This is a genomic window from Streptomyces sp. NBC_00358, assembly GCF_036099295.1.
Classification (GTDB): domain Bacteria; phylum Actinomycetota; class Actinomycetes; order Streptomycetales; family Streptomycetaceae; genus Streptomyces.
On the sequence record NZ_CP107976.1, the window covers coordinates 773,371 to 793,413 of the forward strand.

The window sequence follows — 20,043 nt, forward strand, 5'->3', positions numbered from 1 at the left end:
GGGCCGGCGCGAGGGACCGCTGACCAGGCAGTTCACGCAGGACCACCGGCCGTGCCAGGTGAGGCAACTCACAGGCGGGTGGCCGCTCGTACGTCGCTCCAGGCAGTTGCGTCCGCGTGGACACGGCCTCGCGTCGTCGCGGCGCGTACGGCGGCGGTCGACAGCCGTGTACGGCGCTCGTAGGCGGCGGGGTTCGAACAGCGCGCCCCGCCGCCATGGATGAGCACCTCGGCGTCGACGACAACGCGCGTCCTCAACCGCGGCCCTCAGTCGAGCAGTTCCGCCTGCGCCTCGTGCGTGAGCGGCACTTGCCGTCATGCCGATTCACCATGCCGACGCACGCCGATTTCCCTATGTTGGCGCCATGACGGACAAGCCGAGGCTCAACGCGAACCCCCGTGGCGGCACAACGGATTCGGATCCGGGCCGGATCGGATCCTTCAGGGACATCTGCTCATGCCTCGATCAGTCGACCTCACGTCCACGAGCCCGCGTCGGATTCCACACCGAAAGGCAGGACACCTCCGCACCGGGCTGGCGACACCTGCTCGAGTTGATCGATGAGGCCGCGGCCGACGGGCGCGAGGAGTTCCGTCCCCTGACCCGACTCAGCCCGGACGAGCGGCGGCAGGTCATCACCCTGCCGCCCGAGATCGGCAGGCTGACGGCGGTCAGGCATCTCGTCCTCTACGGCAGCAACCTGGTCAGACTCCCGCCCGAGATCGGGGCCATGACGAGCCTTGAGGAGTTCACCCCGTACACCTCCTACCGGCTGCACTGGTTCCCGTACGAACTCACCCGGTGCCGGAAGCTGACCCGCAGCACGGTGAGCACGCGCGCGTTGTTCGGCAACCACAAGATCCGAGCCCCCTTCCCGCGGCTGCAGCCTCCCTCGGGCTCCGTCGCCGACCTCGACCTGGAAAACCTGGATCCCCGGCGCTGGGGCGCCACCGCCCTGCACCGTTGCAGCGTCTGCGACCGTCCGGTCCGGCCGAGCGAACTCCGTCAGGTGTGGATATCGCTGCGCGTGGCCACCGACGTACTCCCGCTGCTGGTCAACGCCTGCTCGACGGGATGCGTCGCCGCGCTTCCCCATCCGAGCGACGGGAAGGCGTGACCACTTCGCCGGGCTATGGGTGACCGTGCTGTCCACGCCTGCCGCGCCGCAGGGCTCGACGCTGCTTTCCCGGCAAGGTGGCGGCCAACTCGCCCACCGGGGAGACGTCGTGGCATTCGCCGGACCGGCCGCCCCGGCACCACCACACCGGTTGGGCGGCCGGGTCCGTTTCGCCTTCGCCCTGGTACCGGCCGGCATCGGTTCCCGCCGGGCGAGGGTGCATTCCGGTCTTGTGCACCCAGCAGACGGGCCAGACCTGCCAGAGCAACTCCATGACGGTCTCCTGCGCCGCATCCGCGACCACCGCCAGGATCGTCGTCGCGTCGTCCGGCTCCTTCGGGTCACCCTCTTCCACATGGCTCGCGTTCACGGCATTGCCTTGCGAACGGCCGTCCGGCAGGGCCACATAGACCTGGTCCCCGTCGATCGCACCCCTGGACGCCGGCTTCCACCCCGGGACGAGCATCAGCACCAGCGGTTCCTGACCCGGCAGGGTCGCCGTCACGTCGCGGTTGACCACGTCGAGGGCGGCCTCCAGCTTGGGCCACTCACCGGGCTCGACCCGCCTGTGCTGCGGGACGTGCCGCCGGTCCCGGCCGGGGTCGACGCTGGAATACGAGAAGTGGCTCATCGGGGCATCGTTTCAGCCACGGCTCCGCGCCATGGGTGAGGGGCGGCATCAGCACGGTACGGCGAGGCGTACCCGGCCACCGAGCCCGAAGCTCATTGCCGGCGCCGGGCCCCGGCCGCCTCGACTGCCCCGAGTGCTTCGTCCGGTCGGCCACCTCGTCGCCCGCCGCTCCGGCGCGTACCGCTCCAGCGCTCCGGCGTGAGCAGGCACGCGCCGGAGTGGTCGCCACACCAACGCGCCTCTGCGGTTGACGGCCCCGATGGCCCCGGCGACCGTAGGGAGGTGGGGCCCTGCGGCGGCGGGCGGAGCACTCGCGTCGGTGGTGGTCGCCCGCGGTGGCCCCGCGGGGCGTGCGGGACACCGTCGACCTGGCGGACGGCCGCCCCGACCGCGCGACGCGACCTCCTGCCCGAGCGCAAAGGACCACGCCCATGACCGAGGCCCGACCCGGCCGCCCCGGAGCAGAGCAGCAGGACCGGCCTTCCACGACCGGCCCCGTGGCCGGTTCGCCCCATCTCCCGGACGGCCGTCTCAGGGCCTTGCCCGGTCCGGTCACCGACCTCCGGCGGATCGGGATCTCCCCCGACCACTGGTATCCGGTGGCGACCTCCCGGAAGGTGCGGCGCACCCGGACGTTCGCGACCGCGTTCGCCGGTGAGCGGATCGCGCTGTACCGCGGGCGCAGCGGCACCGTCCACGCGCTGGAGGACCGCTGCGCGCACCGCCAGGTGCCGCTGAGCATGGGCGTGGTGGAGGGTGAGATCCTGCGCTGCTGCTACCACGCCTGGGCCTACCGGGGCGACGGCCGCATCTCGCAGATCCCCTATCTGCCCAAGGGCTGCGAGCGTCCGCCGCGCGGGGTGCGTTCCTACCCGGTCCGCGAGGCGTACGGCCTGGTGTTCGTGTTCCCCGGTGACCCGGCGCTGGCGGCGGCGGCGCCGTTCCCCTCATTGCCCGAATATCATTCGGCCGCCCACAGGACCATGACGTTCTCCCGTACCGTGCGATGCCACTACTCGTTCATGCACGAGAACCTGCTCGACATGAACCATCAGTTCCTGCACCGGAGCGTGCTCGGCAGGATCAAGCCGGAACTGCTGGGGTACGAGACCGGCCCCCGTCACGTGGAGGCCCGATACCTCTTCGTGCCCGCCGGAGGCCGCAAGGACCGGGGCGCGGGCCTGTTGTCCGCGGAGGGGATCGGCGGCCAGGACCGGCCCGATGTCATCACGATCCGCACCGAATACCCCTACCAGACCCTGCGGGACGTCCCCGAGGGCTCCGACCTCCCGGTGTTCTCGCTCTGGGCCGCCTATGTGCCGGAGGACGCCGAGCAGCGGATCAACCACGCCTACGGCCTGCTCACCATCGCGAAACCGTCGGTCCCCGGCGCCCTTCATCTCGCCTGGCCGCTCATCCGCCGTTTCACCGAACGGGTCTTCGCCCAGGACCGGACGGCGGTCGAGGCCGAACAGCGGGCCTGGGACGAGCAGGGCGAAGATCACAACCACGAGGTGTTCCCGCTCATCCTCGACCTCCGCGACGTACTGCGCGGCAACGGAGTACCGCTGCGCCCGGAGCGGACGTCCGGATGCGCGCCGTGCGGGCTCGCCGTCCCGGCGCACCACGCCGGCGGCTCGAACCACGCGGCGGAGGCAGCGATGCAGTCCGCCGGTCCGGCGGCGGGGGGCGCCGCCGGGGGCGCGGCCGAGGCCGAATAGTCCGCTTGTCCGGCCGGGCCGCTCGCCCGACCGGCGGTCCGTCCGGCGGTCCAGCCGTCCGCGCTTCCGCGGATCCCGCGGTGGGCCCGGCGCCTCCGCAGGCCCTCGGGTCGTGGACCGGTCGACGGATCAGTCCGTCGTGCGGACCGGCGTCCCCACTTCGGCGGCGGGTGACGCTTGGGTGATCACCTGAGAGGGTCGGTCGCCCCGTTCCATGAGACCGCCGGTGAAGGCGAGGCCCAGACCGGCCAGGGCGAGCACCGCGCCGACGAGGTTGGGAGAGGCCCAGCCCCAACCCGCCGAGATGACCAGGCCGCCGAGCCAGGCGCCACCCGCGTTGGCCAGGTTGAAGGCGGAGTGGTTCGAGGCCGCCGCCATCGTCGGGGCGTTCTTCGCCTTGGCCATGAGCATCATCTGAATGGGCGTGGTGATGAGGGAACCCATCGCGCCGATGAACGTGATCGTCACCAGGGCGGGCACGGTGCTGTGGACCGCGAAGTAGAACGTCACCAACGCCGCGGCGAGCAGAACGAGTCCCCAGTACATCGTCGGGCGCAGGGCACGGTCGGTGAGCGGTCCGGCGATCAGGGTGCCGAGCGTCATGCCGACGCCGTAGAGCGCGAGGACCCAGGTGGTCGAGGCGTCGGAGACTCCGGTCAGGTGCGTGAGCATCGGTACGAGATAGCTGTAGACGGCGAAGAATCCGCCGAATCCCACGACGGCCGTGGCCAGGCCGATGGCGACCTGCCTGTTGCCCATCGCCCGCAGCTCGTGCCGGATGCCGGACTGCTGCCCGCGCGGCTGGTGCGGGACGAAGGCGGCCACGCCGGCCAGGGCGACGAGGCCGATGACGGCGACCGCCGCGTAGGCGGACCGCCAGCCGAGATGCTGCCCGAGGGCCGTGCACGCCGGAACGCCGACGATGTTGGCGATGGTGAGACCGAGGAACATCTTCGAGACGGCGCGAGCCGCGCGCTCGGGCGCGACCAGCCGTGAGGCGACGACGGCGCCCACGCCGAAGAGCGCGCCGTGGGGCAGTCCTGCCAGGAAGCGTGCGGCGAAGAGCGTGCCGAAGTCGGGGGCGAGCGCGGAGGCTATGTTGCCGACCACGAAGAGCCCGGTCAGGAGCATGAGCAGACGCTTGTGGGGGACGCGCGCGCCGATGCCCGTGAGCACCGGGGCCCCGACGACGACACCGAGCGCGTAGGCCGATACGACGTTGCCGGCGTGCGGCACGGACACACCGATCCCGTGGGCGATCTGAGGGAGCAGCCCCATCGTGGCGAACTCGGTCGTTCCGATGCCGAACGCGACGACCGCCAGGGCCAGCAGAGCCAAGGGCATGGTGCAGGAGAACCTTTCGAAGACAACGGGCCGGGGACCAGGGATCAGGCCGATTCGAGATCGTCACCGGTTCCCGTGTCCCGTCGTGCCGAGCACCGTCGCCCGGAGCACCCCTGGAACAGGGCGAGCCCATAGGGGGTGCAGCAATGCCCGAGGGCCGTACATTCCAAGATCGGCCCACGGCTTGCCGCAGCGGGCCGGGGCCGTTCTCCCAGGCTCTGGGGTCGGCCGGGCCGCTGAGAAGGATAGCCGCTACGGCCACGGCTCCGCCCTCCACGGGAGGAAACGGACTTGTCGGGCCTCATGGACGACAGGTGCGGGACGTCGAATTCACCGTCGCATCACGTCGTCCGTCGTCCGTCGTCCGTCGTAGGTCGTCGGTCGTCCGTGGCCCGTCGCCCGGCGCGGGCAGGTGCACGTCCGTCAGCGCGCCGTCGCGCTTGACCACGCGGCCGGCGACCGGCGACCGGGACGGTGTCGACCGGACCGGGGTGTCCGGGTCCGCCGATGGAGCCGGCCGGTCCGGCGACCGGGAAGACGGTCACGTCGTCGGTGCGCGGCAGGAAGACCTACGGCCGGTGCCTGGGACATTCGCAGTGCGGTCCGTCCGGGTGCGACACGGACACCCCGCACTGAGCGCGTTGCGCGTCGTCGAGCATCTCGTCGCTGTCGGCCGCGGCGTTGGCCAGGCCGACACAGCACAGGACCAGCAGCATCGCCCCGGCGGCGATGGGGAGTACGCGTCGGGGCGGGGGCGGCGCCAGCAGGGCCCGGACCCGCTGGGGCACGGCACCTCCGGTCGCGGCGAGCGCCCCGCCGCTGGGCGCACGGGACGTGGAAGCCAGAGCCGCGCGCCCCACCGCGCGTGCCACGACACCGCGGTCGCCGACCACCGCCGCCGCGTCCTCGTCGGCCCAGCGCTCCAGGGCGAAGCCGCCCGCGTCGGCGAGCGGACGCAGCAACGGGTTGGCGGCGGCGGTGAGTTGCCACAAGGTCTGGAAGTGGTGGTGGCGGTGGCGGAGATGGGCCCTCTCGTGGGCGAGGAGGGCCTCACGTTCGTCCGAGGCGAGGCACCGGAGCATTCCGCGCGAGACGACGATCCGGCCGGGCGATCCGGGCAGCGCGAAGGCCTGCGGCCGGTCGTCGTCGATGACGGTCAGCTCGTTCTCGTGGGGCATGCAGGCGCATTCGCGTCGGGCCCAGAGGATGTGGCGGGTCCGCCGCACGAGGGCTAGGCCCAAGGAGAGCGTCTCCGCCGCCAGGACGAGGGCGCTGAGCACCGCGACGGTCAGGTGGACCGGGTCCTCGGCACGCAGCGCGGGTACGGACCAGCGCCCCTCGGCGGCCACTTCGGGGATCTGGGCCACCGCGGTGAACGCGAGCAGCGCCATCGATCCCATCCAGCCGACCGTGGTCACCAGGGCGGCGCAGGCCAGCGCCCAGACCGCCGGGCGGGGAGCGAGCATACGGGTCACCCGTGGCGCGAGCACGGTCAGGAGCGCCGTGACGACGAGCGGAACGTAGACGCTGATCAGCACCGGTTCATTTCCTGTCGTCGACGTCGCCTGCGCGTTGGTGGCCCTCGTGCGCGGACAGGAGGTCGTGCAGCAACTGCTCGTCCTGTTCCGACAGTTCGGAGACGAAGCGGCTCAGCACCGCCTCGCGGTCGGAGCCCTCCTCCAGCAGCGACTTCATGCGCTGCGCCGTGTACGAGGCCTCGTCGCGAGCCGGTCCGTACGCGTATCCGCGGCCCTGGCGCTGACGGACGAGCACGCCCTTTTCGTACAGCCGGGACAGGATCGTCAGGACCGTGGTGTACGCGAGCCCGCCCGGCAGCCGCTGAAGCACCTGACGGGCGGTCAGCGGACCTTCGGCCGACCAGAGGGCGGCGAGTACGGAGCCCTCGAGTTCACCGCGGGCGCGCCTGCCGGTCGTACCACCGACTCCCTCACCCTTGGGGTCCTTCACCGTTCACCTTTCCGCCGTTGCGCCTTCGATAAGAATACCCCGCGACCTCCTACTAGTTGTAGGAGGTATGCTCCCGTCCCAACCACGAGCTACTACATCTTGTAGTTGTACGGCCGCCCACCTATGCAGAGGAAGCCCATGGCCAACCGCGGACGAGCGCATCCGACACCAGCGGTCATGCGCGTGCCCCCAACACGGGTGCCGGCCACACACCCGGGCCGCGTCGCGATCGTCTCGGCGAGCGTCGGCGCCGGCCACGACGGAGCCGCCACGGAACTTGAGCGCCGCCTCACGGCTGACGGCCTCGTCGTCGACCGGTACGACCTGCTGGACCTGTTGCCCGCTCGCCTCGGCCGGGCCGCCAGGGACGCCTACCACCTGATGCTCGTCCGTGCGCCCTGGCTCTATCAGCGGATCTACTCCGGCACCGAGCGTGCCGGGGGCGGCGGCCGCGGCGCACGCGCTCTGCTCAGGTCCTCGGAGAACCGCGTCCTGAAGGCCCTGCACCCGGACACCGGCGTCGTCGTCTCCACGTACCCGGGGGCCAGTCGCGTTCTGGGGAACCTCCGGCTCCGCGGACGCCTGACCGTCCCGGTCCTCACCTACCTGACCGACTTCTCGGTGCACCCGCTGTGGGTGGCCGACGGCGTGGACACCCACCTCGCCGCCCACCCCGTACCCGCGACCCAGGCACGGGCGGCCGGAGCCCAGGACGTGCGCGTCCGCGGGCCCTTGGCCGATCCCCGGTTCCACCCCTGCGACGCACACCGGCGCAGCCTCGCGCGCACGAGGTTCGGCCTGCCGGCCGCGGCCCCACTCGCGCTGCTGGTGGCCGGATCGTGGGGAGTCGGCCCCGTCCGGCAGGTCGCCCAGGAACTGCGCGACTGCGGCGCCGTCGTCCCGGTCGTCGTGTGCGGGCGCAACCAGGCGCTGGCGGCGCGGTTGCGCGCGGACGGCATCGAGCACGTCCACGGCTGGGTCGACGACATGCCCGCGCTGATGCACGCGGCCGACGTCCTCGTCCAGAACGCGGGCGGGCTCACCACCCTGGAGGCGTTCTCCGCCGGGCTGCCCGTGGCGAGTTACGGCTGCATACCGGGCCACGGCCTGACCAACGCCGCCGCCCTGGACGAGGCGGGGGTGGCGGTCTGGATCCGGGACCGGGCCCAACTCAAGGACGTCCTCTGCGACTTGGCCGACGGCCCGCGCGGAGTCGCCCAGCGTACGGCGGGACTGGCGCTGTTCGAGGATTCCCCCGGTGGTGGCCCGGCGGCGGAGATAGCCCGGCTTCTTCGCTCCGGGCAGCCGCCCCTGGTCCCGCCGTCCACCGGCCGGCGGCGCACCCGGGCCAGGCGGCTCACCGCCACGACCGCCGTGGCCTGTGCCGTCTGGGCTTGTGCCGTCGCCACCGGGGTCGCCACGAGCTACGAGGGCACCACGCTGATGCACGCGTTCAGCCATGGTCTCGACCTGGACCTCATGGTCGGTCACCGTCCGGGAGGGCACCACTCATGACCGGAACGCTCCGTACGGCTTCCCTGCTCACAGCCGCCGTGGCAGCCCTGCCGGCCGCACTGGCCGCAGCCCACTGCGCTCCCGTCGTCTCCACCTTCGGACCATTGCGCAACCGCGTCATGCCCCGCCTCGCCGGGAAGGGCCGCGCCGATCACGTCGCCCTCACCTTCGACGACGGACCGGACCCCGAGTCCACGCCGTCCTTCCTCCGACTCCTCGCCGAACGGGACGTGCGGGCCACCTTCTTCCTCCTCGGAAGCGAGGCACACCGCTCACCCGGGCTGGTCCGCGACATCGCCGCGGCGGGCCACGAGATCGGCGTGCACGGCTGGTTGCACCGTCCTTTGCTGCTGCGCGGCCCGCGCGCGACCCACAGCGACCTCGCCCGCGCACGCGACACCGTCGCCGAGATCACGGGCAGGCGGCCCACGCTCTTCCGGCCCCCGTACGGTGTCATGTCGGCATCGGCGCACATCGCGGCCCGCCGCCTCGGACTCGCCCCGGTGCTGTGGACCTGCTGGGGCGAGGACTGGACCGCCAGGGCCACCCCCGAGTCGGTCCACCGCACCGTGGTCGCCGACCTGTACGGCGGAGGCACCGTGCTGCTCCACGACTCGGACTGCACCTCCGCGCCCGGCGCGTGGCGGTCCGCCCTCGGCGCGCTTCCCCGCATTCTCGACACCTGCGAGGAACGAGGCTACGAGGTGGGTCCGCTCCGCGACCACGGGACTCCTGGTCCGGGACCTGATCCGGACACCGAGGCGGACCGTGGGCGACCGGCGCAGGCTCGCGGCGCCGCTCCGCGGGCAGTCGCCTGACGAGGCCGGGGGGCGACGTCGCGCACCGAGTTGCCGGCCCGAAAATCGTTCCGGCCGAGACCCCGTGCGTTGTTAACGTGACGGCATGGGACGTCGTCGACTTCGGCACTTGGTTGTGGGCACCGAGCGATTCCAGTGGTGGGTCAGCCATCGGCATGGGGCGGACCCCGCTGCGGACGGTGCGACCGGTGCGGCCGGAGGTTCATGCCAGGAAGTGGTCGTGTTCGCGCGCGAGGGCGCGCCCGGCGTGATCCGCGTCGTCTTCGCCTCGGGCCCCGATCACGTGGTGGGCGGCGGTGGTTGGGGGGCTCACGACGGCGGCGTCGGCCGGATCAGCGGCGGCTACCTCAATCTCCACCGGCCCGCGGCCGCGAGGGCCCTGCTCGAAGAGGCACTGGCGGACGGGACGCGTTTCGGGCATGCGCCCCATGTCGACGGGTGGCGGTTCCTCGACACCGTACTCACTCGTCTGCCGCCGGAAGCACGGGAAACGTCACACGATCCGTCCACATGAGGCGGCGCCCCGGGCGGAACGGTGGCAGCGCACTCCACGCCGAGGGCGTCCATCGCCTCGCCGCCCCGGCCGCCGAAAACGGGCCACAGTGGTGATCCACGTCGCACCGCGCCTGAGCTTTGCGGGAACCAGGCCTACGATTGTGCCGGTTGACAAGCCATACCATCTGTTGAGACCCACCCCGGCGCACCGGGCCGACGTACGGGAACGACCGGCGAGCCCCCGGCGCCGATCCGGCCCTCCTCGCGAGGCTGCGGAGCGACGAGCCGCATGTGCCCGTCGGGGCAGGCCAAGACGCGAAAGGCGGCGACGTGGTGCAGTGGCAGGGGACCAACTTCACCGTGGACGGCCGCGAGCCGACCAATGCCGACGAGTACTACCGGATCGGCCTGCACTGCTGGAACAGCGGACAGCACCGCGGTGCCGAGGTCTTCTTCCTGGAGACCGCGGCGTCCAAGGGCCACAGTGCCGCGATCGAGCTACTGGGGCACATCGACTACGTGCAGGGACAGTACGCGAGCGCGGTACCGCGGCTTCGGCGCAGCACGGGTTCACCCCGGGCGACCTACTACCTCGCCTCGCTCTACCACCACGGCTGCCCCCAGGCCGGGATCGTCGAGTCGTTGGACGAGGCGGGCCGCTGGTATCGCGTCTCCGCCGAACTGGGCGAGCCCGAGGCGATGCTCGCCCTGGGCGAGCTGTACCTGGAGCGGCTGCTGCCCCTGACCCGGTCCCCCGCGGAACACGCCCTGGAGCAGTTCCTCGCGGCCACCGCACGCAACCACCCCTACGCCCAGTACCGCGCGGCGGAGATCTACCGCACCCTCTACCAGGACAACGAACGAGCCGCGGTGCTGTACCAGTCCTGCGTGGACAACCCACTGACCGGGCGTCACGCGCTGGGATCGATGATGATGCTGCAGAGCCAGGCGCATCTGCGGGAGATATCGGCGCTGAGGGCGGCCCGTCTGCAGCAGCAGCGGCGTGACACCGTCAACCCGGCGCAGCGCCGAGGCGACTTCTACTGAAGTCCCCTGCTCCGCGAAGAGGTCCCACGGGCCCCTGGGGCGAGGTGCCTCGGCCCGGCTCACCGACACCGGCTCACCGACACCCGCTCACCGGCAAACACCGACCGACAGGATTCCGCCGGTCAGCTACAGGCCAGTACCCACAGGAAGACGGCGACCGCCCGCATGAGGTCTTCCGTTTCCTCGGTCTGTTCCAGCAGCACGCCCGGTAGGTGCGACAGTTCCCAGGAAGCCGGGTCCGCCGGCTCGCGCGGTTCCGCCGCCCACAGGGCGTCGATCTCCTCTTTGTCGGCCCTGAGCCGGGCGCACGCGTCTGCCGCTGCGTCGAAAACCCTCGCCAGCGGTCCCGGACCGCCCGGGGCGTCGCCGGGCAGTTCGGAGGCCGCGACCGACAGCGCGGCGGCCGCGTCGACCAGGCGTGCCGCCCGCTCCGGCCAGCTCGGGGCCGGACACCCGAAGGCGGCGGTGCGGCCCGGTGGTTCCAGGTCCCGGCCGATGCGCGCGGCGGAAGATCGTTCCTGGTCGGTGGGCCGCCATGTCCCCTGCTCCCGCAGGTCGTCCGCCCGCCCCATGGCCCGGCGGGCCAGGGCATGGGCCGCAGGCCAGTCGCCGAGTTCCCAGTCGGGCGTCGCCCGCATCTCCCGGACGCGGTATCCGAGCGTCAGCGGCACCCCGGCGGGACGCGGCCGGGGGACATCGGCCGTCAGGTGGGCCCGCAGTACGTTCCCGACCCGGGCCACCGATGCGGCGCTGCCGGCTCCGAGCGCCGTGCCGCGGGCAGCGTCGGGCAGGGGTTCGGTGTCCCGCGGTTCGGCCCCCTCGACGCAGTGGCGCAGGGCATCGACCAGGCGGACCTCGTCGACCAGGACCACGGCCTCGTGGGCGGCCCGCCACAGGAGCAAGCCCAACAGGCTGTGCGTGGGACTCCCCCACGGCCACTTCACCCGAGGTCCGGCATCCGCCAGGAACCTCCGGGGCACCGGCGCGCCGAAGCCGAGAGCGCACTCGTCGTGCCAGGCGACCAACAGGCGTGCCTGATGACAGGCCCGCTCCCACGCACCGCAGCCGTAAGCGACCTGGTGCGCCGACTCCCACCCCTCCACACCCACGGGCGAACCGTATCCGCCGTTCGGCAAAAGCGTCATCTCATCTGGAAGGCGCTTGTGTGACTTATCGGCTTTTCTGTAGGGAAGCGCAGAATTGCCGAATTTCGATGCGGGAGCCGTTCATGAGTGACGACATCTGGGGCTACGACCCGTCCACCGGGCACATCGTGGGCACCGATCTGGTCGGGTACAAGGTCGAGGCCATCGACGGCGCCATCGGGAAGGTCGACAAACACGCGGACGACGTGGGCTCGTCGTACCTCGTCGTCGACATCGGCGTATGGATCTTCGACCGGCATGTCATGCTGCCCGCCGGCACCGTGCGGAGGGTCGACCGGGAGGAGCGGAAGATCCACGTCGCGCTCACCCAGGAACAGATCAGGTCCTCCCCCGATTTCGACCGGGCCAGGCACGTCGGCGACGCCGACTACCACGAGCAGCTCGGCGGGTACTACCAGAGCCACCGCGCCTGACCCATCGACGTCACGGCTCACGGGGAGCCGGCCGCCCACGAGAACCCCAAGGGAGGCACCGGAGACTCTCAGCCCTGCGCCAGCTCCGCCACCGGCTGCCACTTCTCCCATGTCGCCAGGCGCTGCTCGTAGTCGGCCTTGGCGATACCCAGCGGCCCCGCGCCGAAGAAGCAGCGCAGCGGCGGCTCTTCGGCGTCCACGATCTCCAGTACCGCCGCGGCGGACGCCCGGGGGTCGCCGGGAGTACCGACGCGCTGACGACGCTGCTCCTGGACCTGCTTGTGGAAGTCGGCGTACGCCGGCAGCGGCTCGGACGTGCTCGACGAGGAACCGGCCCAGTCGGTGGCGAATCCACCGGGCTCGATCAGTGTGACCTTGATGCCGAACGGCGCCACTTCCTGGGCCAGCGCCTGGCTCATTCCTTCGAGCGCCCATTTCGACGCGTGATAGATGCCGACCAGCGGGAAGGCGCTGATCCCGCCGATGGAGGACACCTGGAGAATGTGGCCGCTGCCCTGTTCGCGCAGGAACGGCAGTGCCGCCTGGGTGACCCACAGGGCCCCGAACAGGTTGGTCTCCAGTTGCGCGCGAGCCTCCGCCTCGGTGAGTTCCTCGACCAATCCGAAGTGGCCGTAGCCGGCGTTGTTGACGACCACGTCGAGCCGCCCGAACCGCTCGTGCGCCAGCCGCACCGCGGCGAAGTCGGCGTCGCGGTCCGTGACGTCGAGCTGGAGTGGCAGCAGCCGCTCGCCATAGGTCTCGCGCAGATCGCCCAGTGTGGACAGGTCGCGCGCCGTCGCGGCCACCGAGTCGCCTCGTTCCAGCGCGGCGATCGCCCACTCCCTCCCGAAGCCGCGTGAGGCGCCGGTGATGAACCAGATCTTCTGCGTCATGGAGTGCTCCTCATGAAACCCGTCGTCCACTCGGTCACCACGTCGCGTCGCGGCGCCCGTCCCACCACCCAACACCTTCGAGTGGGCTCCAAGGCGACTCCAGGGCTCCCGGGCGCGCCCGACGGATCGCGGCCGGACCGTCGCTACGCCTCGACGAGCTGAGGTTCCGGCTGCACGGCCGGCACGGTCTTCGGATTCCACAGCCTGGTGATCCGCACATAGCCGTAGACCACCGAAGACATGGCCACGAGAAGGCCCGGTCCGAACGCCCAGGGGTATCTGGCCATTTCCACCGGCAGGTAGCGATACGACACCAGGAGCATGGTGAACACCAACGCCCCGTAGCCGACCAGCCGAATTCCCGCCCGGTCCCAGCCACGGTCGAAGGAGCGCATCGCCGCCTCGATCGTGAGCGCGAACACCACACCGGCGACGAGATCCGCTCCGTAGTGGTACCCGAATCCGAGCGTTGCCGTGAGCGTGCCGATCAGCCAGAACGTGCCCGCGCAGCGCAGAGCCCGGGAGGCCTCGCGGGAATGGATGAAGAGCGTGGTGGCCCAGGCCGTGTGCAGGCTCGGCATGCAGTTCCGGGGGGTTATCTCGTCGAACGGTATCTGGTGGGGGGAGGCGATCGTCGGCACCGTGTGCGGCCAGACGTTGGCCGCCGCCCACTGGCCGCCCTCGGCGCCGTAGGCGAAGACCGGTCCGGCCACCGGGAAGATCATGTAGATGGCCGGCCCGAGCAGGCCGATGGCCAGGAAGGTGCGCACCAGGTGATGCCCCGGGAAGCGCCGCTCGACCGCCACGTGCCGCAGTTGGTACAGCGCGAACATGGCCGCTCCCAGCGGGAGCTGACCGTAGACGAGATGGAGGACATGGGGGCCGACCGGGCTGGTGGCCTCGACGATCCGGCCCACCACCCACGACGGGTTGCCCAGCGCGTGATCGGCTGTCGCGACATAGGGGTCGAGGACGGACGGACGGGTCTTCGACGTGATGAGCAGCCAGGTGTCGCCGGTCTTGTGGCCGGCGATCAGCAGCAGGCCGAGCCCGACACCCTTCAGCAGAAGGACACGCTCCCGACCGGTGCGGCGAGTGACGGCGATGACCCCGTAGGCCAGAATCACCCACAACGCGCCATTACCGAAGCTCAGTCTGTCGTCGAGAACCCAGCGCAGCAGCAGGAAGACGAGGTCGACGGCGATCGCGGCTCCGACCGCGATGAACCGTTGCCGCCAGGTGAGCACCACCATCATCAACGCCAGACCGGCATACAGCAGCGGCCCCGACGTGGGAGCGCACACGATCTCCCGCGCCTGGTTGGTGATCGGCCCGGGCAGGCCGTAGTGGCGCGCGACGATTTCCATCGTGACGAGGAATCCCAGGGCCACCACACCGGCGGTGGCCCACAGCGTCGCCTGCGGCCGACGCCGCGCGACGAACGCAATTCTGCTGCTTATTCGCGAAAGTATCCGTGATGCTATAGATATCAACTGTTTGGCCGATTTGTTAGTTATTGGTCATATAGCTCACCCTTCGCGCTAGACAGCGTGTTCTTCTAGTGAAGGACGGACGATCAGGGCAATCGTCGTGAGTTCGATCATGCTATGAGCCTTACAGGAGGGTTTCAAGGGTCACAGCCAGTGCAAAGGTGAGTCGATCTTGTATTCGCCGATCTGCCGAGGGACCCGAAAGCTGCCACTCTGGCTGTAAACCGCCCTTCGATTCCCAGGGGTTTTCATGGCACGAACCGGCAGGAGACCCACCGGAGGACCGGGACCGGAGGGGCCGTCATGACCGGCCCCGCGGCGTCCGACGGCCACTACGGACAGGATCTGTTCGAGCCGGAGCACCCGGAGGAAGCCGATCGTATCGACGCGGCGGCGCTGGTCTACGACCCGGTCACCACCGGTCGGCTGCGCGCCCTGGGCTCGGGGCCGGGCAGCCGCTGCCTGGAAGTGGGAGCCGGGACGGGGACGGTCCTCCGCTGGCTGCTGGAGGAGGCGGGCGCCGCGGAGGTGGTCGCGGTGGACCGCGACACCGGCGGGCTGGGCACCCTCGCGGATCCGCGGCTTCGGGTGGTCACGGCCGATCTGCGGGACGAGAGCCTGGACCTGGGCGGCTTCGACCTGATCCATGCCAGGTTCGTCCTCATGCACCTGCCCGAGCGACGCCGGCTCGTCTCCCGGCTCGCGGGGTGGCTGAACCCGGGCGGCTGGCTGGTGCTCGGCGACGCGATGGAGATGCCGAATCCTCTCGACACCTCTTCGGCCTACCGCCGGACCATGGATGCCATGTGGCAGGCACTGAGGTCGACCATCGGCACCGACACGTCCACGGTCCCCGCCTATCCGCACTTCCTGAGAGAGGAAGGTCTCCAGAACGTCGCCGGCGAGCTGTGCTGCCCACCGCTGGTCGCGGGCGGCCCCCTGGCCCGCTTCTGGTCCGAGACATGGAGCCGGATGCGGCCCGCCCTGGAGGAGACCGGGCGGGTGGACGCCACCGTCATCGACGACGCGCTGGCCTACCTGGCCTCGCCCCGGCTCGCCGAACTCGGCCCCGGCCTGATGATGGCCTGGGGGCAGCGGCTCTGAACCGTGCACGGCGGAGAGCACCGCCGGTCGATCGGTCGGCCCACGCGCAGACCTCAGGGCGCACGAAACCCCGGCCGACGCGGCACCGGCCCGTCCCTCGGCCGTGACCGGGCCGCGGTCGGCGTCCCGTGGACGCGCGGGGCCCTCCCCCGCGACCGGACCCCCGAACGGCGTCGGCTCTCCCGCGGATCGGCGCTCGGACGCAACCACCGGGGCCGTCGTCGTCCTCACGTCTGCCGGACCGGGTCGTACGTCTCGGCGGCGAGGCCGAACGTCCACGCCACTCCCTCACGGGCCGTACGGGTGGTGGGCGGGACACGCAGCCAGTACGTACGGCTCGTACCGTCCGGCTCCGGTGTGGAGTTGACGACCTCCACCATCACCACGTCCTCGTCGCCCAGCAGTTCGACCCGCCAGAGCACTCCCGTCTCGTCACGGTGCACGGGGACCGCCCCCGATTCGTCCAGATACCGCTCGTAGCCGTAGTACTCCAGCATCACGCGGCGCAGTTCGGCGTTCTCCTCGCCGCGGATCCGCTCTGGTGTCAGCGCGGTGAGTTCGTCGAGGAAGGCGCGCGGGACGGGCATCCCGCGCCACGCGCAGAGCTCGAAGCCGTCCGCGTAACGCAGTGCCGGGCCGTCTCCACGGTCCAGGCGTCCGGCTTCGTCGCGGTGCAGGCTCAGCGGCCGTTCGCTGATGATCGCCACGTTCTCGTACGGCCACCACCAGCCCGCCTCGCGCGCCACCGCGGCTGTCCCGGCCAGGGGACTCGCGTCGTCGGGGTCGAACGCGCAGAGCCACGCCGCGTCGTGCTGGCCCAGGGTCGCGTCCAGGAACAGCAGCCGGACCCGGCTCTCCTCGTGCCGGTCGCCTGCGAGGTCCTCGACCACCGCCGACCGCACCCGGTCCGCCAGCGCGCGGGTCGACTCCCACAGCGCCGCTCCGGTGGCCCGCCAGTGCGCGCTCCATCCCTCCGGTCCCAGCCGTTCATGGGCGCGGGCGCGTTCCGCCGCCCAGGGTCCGCCGACGACGGCACTTCGGACGCCGGCGCCGGTGTCCCCGAGTCCGGTGCCGTCCGCGAGCGCCGTTCCCATCAGCATGCGCACGGCCTCGTGCGGCGAGCGCGCCCAGACGATGCGCGCCGGCGCCTCAAGACCGGCCCTCCGGTAGGCCAGCGCGACGCCCGCCTCGGCCGCCGCCCGGTCGCCCGCTCCCGTCCGCGTCGCGGTGGCACGCCAACTGCTCTGTTCCATCACGCCGTTCCGTTTCTCTCCGATGTCCCCGGTTCCCGAGCGGCGCGGCCCTCGCGTGCCACCGGTCCTGCCTTCGAGCGTGCTGTCCGCGCGGTTTCGCGCGCCCCTCCCGGTCCGGAACGGGAGCGGGAACCCGCCGACGGACCCCGTCAGTCGGCTACGACGCGTACCGAGCCCGGCACGTACTCCCGCTGGCGGACCACCCGGTACCAGCCCTTGTGGAGCGAGATCGCCCCGTGCTCCTCGTGCACGACCCGGGCGCCCTCGGGAACGTGCAGGAGCATCGGTCCGAACACCCCGGCCTCGCGTATCAGCCGGCCCGGACCGACCACGGCGTGGGCGTGCCCGGTGACTTCGCCGAGGGCCAGCACGAGGCGTCCGCGGCCGTCACGCGGCTCGGACACCGCGCCGACGGCGTGGTCCGGCACCGCGTCCTCGCCCAGCGGCACGATCAGCACGTCTCCTTGGCGGAACATGGGTCTCCCTCCCCGTACGGCATGGCGTGCGCCATGGAAAAACCGTAGAGGCGACCACTGACAATCAGCCTCCGGCCCGGACGCCGTACCTCCGGCGGCCGAGGGGTCACAGCCTCGACGACCAGGTGTCATGGGCCCGTTGACCTGGAATCATCGGCCCGATGACCGGGCGTCATGACCTGGCCGGGGGCGCTCGGGGCCGTTCGCCCGACGGCCGCTCCCGCTTCCTGTCCACAGGTGCCGACCCTGTCCGCGGCGATGTCAGTGGCCCTTGGTAGAACTCCTCTACCTGGGTGCGGTCCGCGCGTCCGGAATCTTCACCACTGATGTCGATCGACCGGAACCAGGACGAGGGAGCGGGCGCGCATGACCGTCAACAGCCATCTCAAGGAGTTCAACGGCCTCCCGGCCTTCACCTTCCCGGGCGCCGACGACAAGTCGTCCCGGGCCACGTCACTCCCCGCTCCCGAGACCGTCGCCTGGCGCATCGCCGTGGACGCCTACGACAGTGAGGAGCAGTGGGAGGACGCCTTCTCGCGCTTCCTCGCGACCGTGGACACCGAGAAGGTCCGGGCGCTGATCGTCGGCGCGTGGAGCGAGGTGTACGACAGCCCTCCCGGTGCGGTGATCGCGGCCCTGGTGGCCGCGCGCGACCGGCTGCCCGCTCTGCGCGGGCTCTTCCTCGGTGACATCGTGGTGGAGGAGTGCGAGATCTCCTGGATCGTCCAGGGTGAGGTGTCGCCCCTTCTGGAGGCCTTCCCCGCCCTGGAGGAGTTCGGTGTCCGGGGTGGCAATCAGCTCGTCTTCCCCGCCGTCCGGCACGAGGCGCTGCGCACGCTGACCGTCGAGAGCGGCGGCCTGCCCGTCGAGGCGGTGCGCGGCATCGCCGGCAGCGACCTGCCCGCGCTGACGGAGCTCGACCTGTGGCTCGGGACCTCCGAGTACGGGGGCGACGCCGATGTCGCCGACCTGGAGCCGTTCTTCACCGGCACCCGGCTGCCCAGTCTGCTCCGCCTGGCCCTGCGCAACAGCGAGATCCAGGACGCCGTCTGCACGGCGCTGGCCTCGGCCCCGGTCGTCGCGCGTCTTGAGCGCCTCGACGTCTCCATGGGCGTGCTCACCGACGACGGCGCGACGGCCCTGCTCTCGGGCCAGCCGCTGACGCACCTCAAGATCCTCGACCTGCACCACAACTACCTGAGCGACGGCGTGCGGACGCGCCTGCTGGAGACGCTGGAGCCCGCCGGTGTGCTGGTCCACGCCGACCAGGGCGACGCGGAGTCCGACGAGGAGGAGGACGGGACCGTCTGGCGTTTCGTCGCGGTGGGTGAGTAGCGCGGACCGGCACCGGATCGGGGAACGAGGAAGTGTGATGGGCGAGTTGCGGCCGCGGAACACGCCGGTGAAGTGGGCGGTCGTCGCGAACGGGGAGAACCGCAGGGTGGGCCTGTTCACGGCGGCGGCCGAGGAAGCGGGGTGCGGTACGCCCCGTGTCGTCGAGTGGCGTGACGTCCTGCGGGACGGCGGGCACGACTTCGCCGACGACGAGGTCGTCCGGCTGGACTCCCCCGGCGAGAACGCGGAGGTGGACCGGTTGCTGCGCGGCGCCGACCAGCCGACCCGGGTGGAGGGCTCCGCACGCTGGTACGCCGGATTCCTGGACTGCGTGGGTTCGCTGCGCGGGGGCAGACGGCTCGACGACCCGGCGGAGCTGGCCGTGCTCTTCGACAAGCGGCTGTGCCACGCGCGTCTCGACGGCGCGGGTGTGCCGGTGCCGCAGTCCCCCACGTCCGGTGTCCGCCCGACCGTGCAGGGCTGGAGCGACGTCCGGGACCTCATGGCGGAAACCGCGATGCGCAGGGTCTTCGTCAAGCTCGCACACGGCTCGTCCGCGTCGGGAGTGCTGGCCGTCGAGACGACCGCGTCGGGCCGGATCCGGGCCACCACCTCGGTGGAACGCACGTCGGACGGCAGCCTCCACAACTCCCTGCGGATCCGCCGGTACACGGACGAGGCGCAGATCGCCGCGATCGTGGACACGCTCGCGCCGGACGGGCTGCACATCGAACGCTGGCTGCCCAAGGCCTCGCTCGGCAACAGGTCGGCGGACCTGCGGATCGTGGTGGTGGCCGGACGCGCCACCCACGCCGTGGTCCGTACGAGCCGCTCGCCCCTGACCAATCTGCATCTGGGCGGGGCGCGCGGTGAGCTCGCGGCCGTGCGTGTGCTGGCCGGTGACCGGTGGGCGGAGGCCCTGTCCATCAGCGAACGGGCCGCCGCCTGCTTCCCCGGCACCCTGTGCGTGGGCGTCGACCTGCTGCCCGCGATCGGCTGGCGCCGCTTCGCCGTCGGAGAGGTCAACGCCTTCGGCGATCTGCTCCCCCGCCTGACCGGCCTGCCCGGCAGCGGCGCCGAGGGCCTGGACACGTACGCGGCGCAGATCGCGGCGTTCCGGTCCCTGTCCCGCGACCGGTTCCCCGTACGACCCGTTCCCCCGCTCGACAACCACGCCAGGACAGCACATGCACCAGCCTGAACCCGGCCGCGTACCGGACGCGCCGCCTTCCGCACGAGGACCGGCCGGGACTCCGG

Annotated in this window: 20 protein-coding genes; 10 read left to right on the plus strand and 10 right to left on the minus strand. The window is 71.4% G+C overall.

The window, feature by feature from the left end:
* Nucleotides 1-68 precede the first annotated feature (68 nt).
* On the minus strand, nucleotides 69-257 hold the full coding sequence (locus OHT01_RS03125) for a hypothetical protein (protein WP_328551543.1): 189 nt from the start codon (nucleotides 255-257) through the stop codon (nucleotides 69-71).
* A 296-nt stretch (nucleotides 258-553) separates the two neighbouring features.
* Between OHT01_RS03125 and OHT01_RS03130 the strand changes: the two genes are divergently transcribed.
* On the plus strand, nucleotides 554-1,117 hold the full coding sequence (locus tag OHT01_RS03130; protein WP_328551544.1) for a leucine-rich repeat domain-containing protein: 564 nt from the start codon (nucleotides 554-556) through the stop codon (nucleotides 1,115-1,117).
* 13 nt (nucleotides 1,118-1,130) lie between these two features.
* Here OHT01_RS03130 and OHT01_RS03135 read toward each other — a convergent pair whose 3' ends face one another.
* On the minus strand, nucleotides 1,131-1,748 hold the full coding sequence (locus tag OHT01_RS03135; RefSeq protein WP_328551545.1) for a hypothetical protein: 618 nt from the start codon (nucleotides 1,746-1,748) through the stop codon (nucleotides 1,131-1,133).
* A 431-nt stretch (nucleotides 1,749-2,179) separates the two neighbouring features.
* Between OHT01_RS03135 and OHT01_RS03140 the strand changes: the two genes are divergently transcribed.
* Nucleotides 2,180-3,469: an aromatic ring-hydroxylating dioxygenase subunit alpha gene (locus OHT01_RS03140; protein ID WP_328551546.1), complete on the plus strand. Its 1,290-nt coding sequence runs from the start codon at nucleotides 2,180-2,182 to the stop codon at nucleotides 3,467-3,469.
* A gap of 129 nt (nucleotides 3,470-3,598) precedes the next feature.
* On the opposite strand, the gene OHT01_RS03145 is transcribed toward OHT01_RS03140, so the two are convergent.
* From OHT01_RS03145 to OHT01_RS03155, 3 genes are all read right to left on the minus strand, one after another.
* Nucleotides 3,599-4,813: an MFS transporter gene (locus OHT01_RS03145; RefSeq protein WP_328551547.1), complete on the minus strand. Its 1,215-nt coding sequence runs from the start codon at nucleotides 4,811-4,813 to the stop codon at nucleotides 3,599-3,601.
* 569 nt (nucleotides 4,814-5,382) lie between these two features.
* Entirely contained in the window at nucleotides 5,383-6,351 is a 969-nt protein-coding gene (locus tag OHT01_RS03150) for a M48 family metalloprotease (RefSeq protein WP_328551548.1), read from the minus strand.
* 4 nt (nucleotides 6,352-6,355) lie between these two features.
* The gene (locus OHT01_RS03155) at nucleotides 6,356-6,781 is read right to left on the minus strand and encodes a BlaI/MecI/CopY family transcriptional regulator (protein ID WP_328551549.1); all 426 of its coding nucleotides are present in this window, start codon (nucleotides 6,779-6,781) and stop codon (nucleotides 6,356-6,358) included.
* A 177-nt stretch (nucleotides 6,782-6,958) separates the two neighbouring features.
* On the opposite strand from OHT01_RS03155, the gene OHT01_RS03160 reads away from it, so the two are divergent.
* From OHT01_RS03160 to OHT01_RS03175, 4 genes are all read left to right on the plus strand, one after another.
* The gene (locus OHT01_RS03160; protein ID WP_328551550.1) at nucleotides 6,959-8,296 is read left to right on the plus strand and encodes an MGDG synthase family glycosyltransferase; all 1,338 of its coding nucleotides are present in this window, start codon (nucleotides 6,959-6,961) and stop codon (nucleotides 8,294-8,296) included.
* A complete protein-coding gene (locus OHT01_RS03165) occupies nucleotides 8,293-9,114 on the plus strand; it encodes a polysaccharide deacetylase family protein (protein ID WP_328551551.1) in 822 nt (273 codons plus the stop codon). Before OHT01_RS03160 ends, OHT01_RS03165 begins: the two co-directional genes overlap by 4 nt.
* 220 nt (nucleotides 9,115-9,334) lie before the next feature.
* The gene (locus tag OHT01_RS03170; protein ID WP_328551552.1) at nucleotides 9,335-9,628 is read left to right on the plus strand and encodes a hypothetical protein; all 294 of its coding nucleotides are present in this window, start codon (nucleotides 9,335-9,337) and stop codon (nucleotides 9,626-9,628) included.
* A 311-nt stretch (nucleotides 9,629-9,939) separates the two neighbouring features.
* Nucleotides 9,940-10,656: a tetratricopeptide repeat protein gene (locus OHT01_RS03175; RefSeq protein WP_328551553.1), complete on the plus strand. Its 717-nt coding sequence runs from the start codon at nucleotides 9,940-9,942 to the stop codon at nucleotides 10,654-10,656.
* Nucleotides 10,657-10,778: 122 nt separating this feature from the next.
* On the opposite strand, the gene OHT01_RS03180 is transcribed toward OHT01_RS03175, so the two are convergent.
* Nucleotides 10,779-11,765 (minus strand): hypothetical protein, encoded by a 987-nt coding sequence (locus tag OHT01_RS03180; RefSeq protein WP_328551554.1) that lies wholly within the window; start codon nucleotides 11,763-11,765, stop codon nucleotides 10,779-10,781.
* 119 nt (nucleotides 11,766-11,884) lie between these two features.
* Between OHT01_RS03180 and OHT01_RS03185 the strand changes: the two genes are divergently transcribed.
* Nucleotides 11,885-12,235 carry a PRC-barrel domain containing protein gene (locus OHT01_RS03185; RefSeq protein WP_328551555.1) on the plus strand — a complete coding sequence of 117 codons (351 nt, stop codon included), beginning with the start codon at nucleotides 11,885-11,887 and terminating at the stop codon, nucleotides 12,233-12,235.
* Between the two features lie 68 nt (nucleotides 12,236-12,303).
* On the opposite strand, the gene OHT01_RS03190 is transcribed toward OHT01_RS03185, so the two are convergent.
* Together OHT01_RS03190 and OHT01_RS03195 are read right to left on the minus strand one after the other, a co-directional pair.
* On the minus strand, nucleotides 12,304-13,128 hold the full coding sequence (locus OHT01_RS03190) for an SDR family oxidoreductase (protein ID WP_328551556.1): 825 nt from the start codon (nucleotides 13,126-13,128) through the stop codon (nucleotides 12,304-12,306).
* A gap of 143 nt (nucleotides 13,129-13,271) precedes the next feature.
* Nucleotides 13,272-14,495, minus strand: coding sequence for a phosphatase PAP2 family protein (locus tag OHT01_RS03195; protein ID WP_405918371.1), 1,224 nt, complete (start codon nucleotides 14,493-14,495; stop codon nucleotides 13,272-13,274).
* Between the two features lie 426 nt (nucleotides 14,496-14,921).
* On the opposite strand from OHT01_RS03195, the gene OHT01_RS03200 reads away from it, so the two are divergent.
* On the plus strand, nucleotides 14,922-15,722 hold the full coding sequence (locus OHT01_RS03200) for a class I SAM-dependent methyltransferase (protein WP_328551558.1): 801 nt from the start codon (nucleotides 14,922-14,924) through the stop codon (nucleotides 15,720-15,722).
* A 227-nt stretch (nucleotides 15,723-15,949) separates the two neighbouring features.
* Here the strand turns inward: OHT01_RS03200 and OHT01_RS03205 are convergent, their stop codons facing one another.
* Entirely contained in the window at nucleotides 15,950-16,978 is a 1,029-nt protein-coding gene (locus OHT01_RS03205) for a DUF6745 domain-containing protein (protein ID WP_328551559.1), read from the minus strand.
* A gap of 146 nt (nucleotides 16,979-17,124) precedes the next feature.
* Nucleotides 17,125-17,451, minus strand: coding sequence for a hypothetical protein (locus tag OHT01_RS03210; protein ID WP_328551560.1), 327 nt, complete (start codon nucleotides 17,449-17,451; stop codon nucleotides 17,125-17,127).
* A gap of 366 nt (nucleotides 17,452-17,817) precedes the next feature.
* On the opposite strand from OHT01_RS03210, the gene OHT01_RS03215 reads away from it, so the two are divergent.
* The gene (locus OHT01_RS03215; protein WP_328551561.1) at nucleotides 17,818-18,786 is read left to right on the plus strand and encodes an STM4015 family protein; all 969 of its coding nucleotides are present in this window, start codon (nucleotides 17,818-17,820) and stop codon (nucleotides 18,784-18,786) included.
* Between the two features lie 37 nt (nucleotides 18,787-18,823).
* Nucleotides 18,824-19,987, plus strand: coding sequence for an STM4014 family protein (locus tag OHT01_RS03220; RefSeq protein ID WP_328551562.1), 1,164 nt, complete (start codon nucleotides 18,824-18,826; stop codon nucleotides 19,985-19,987).
* The last annotated feature ends 56 nt before the right edge of the window (nucleotides 19,988-20,043 follow it).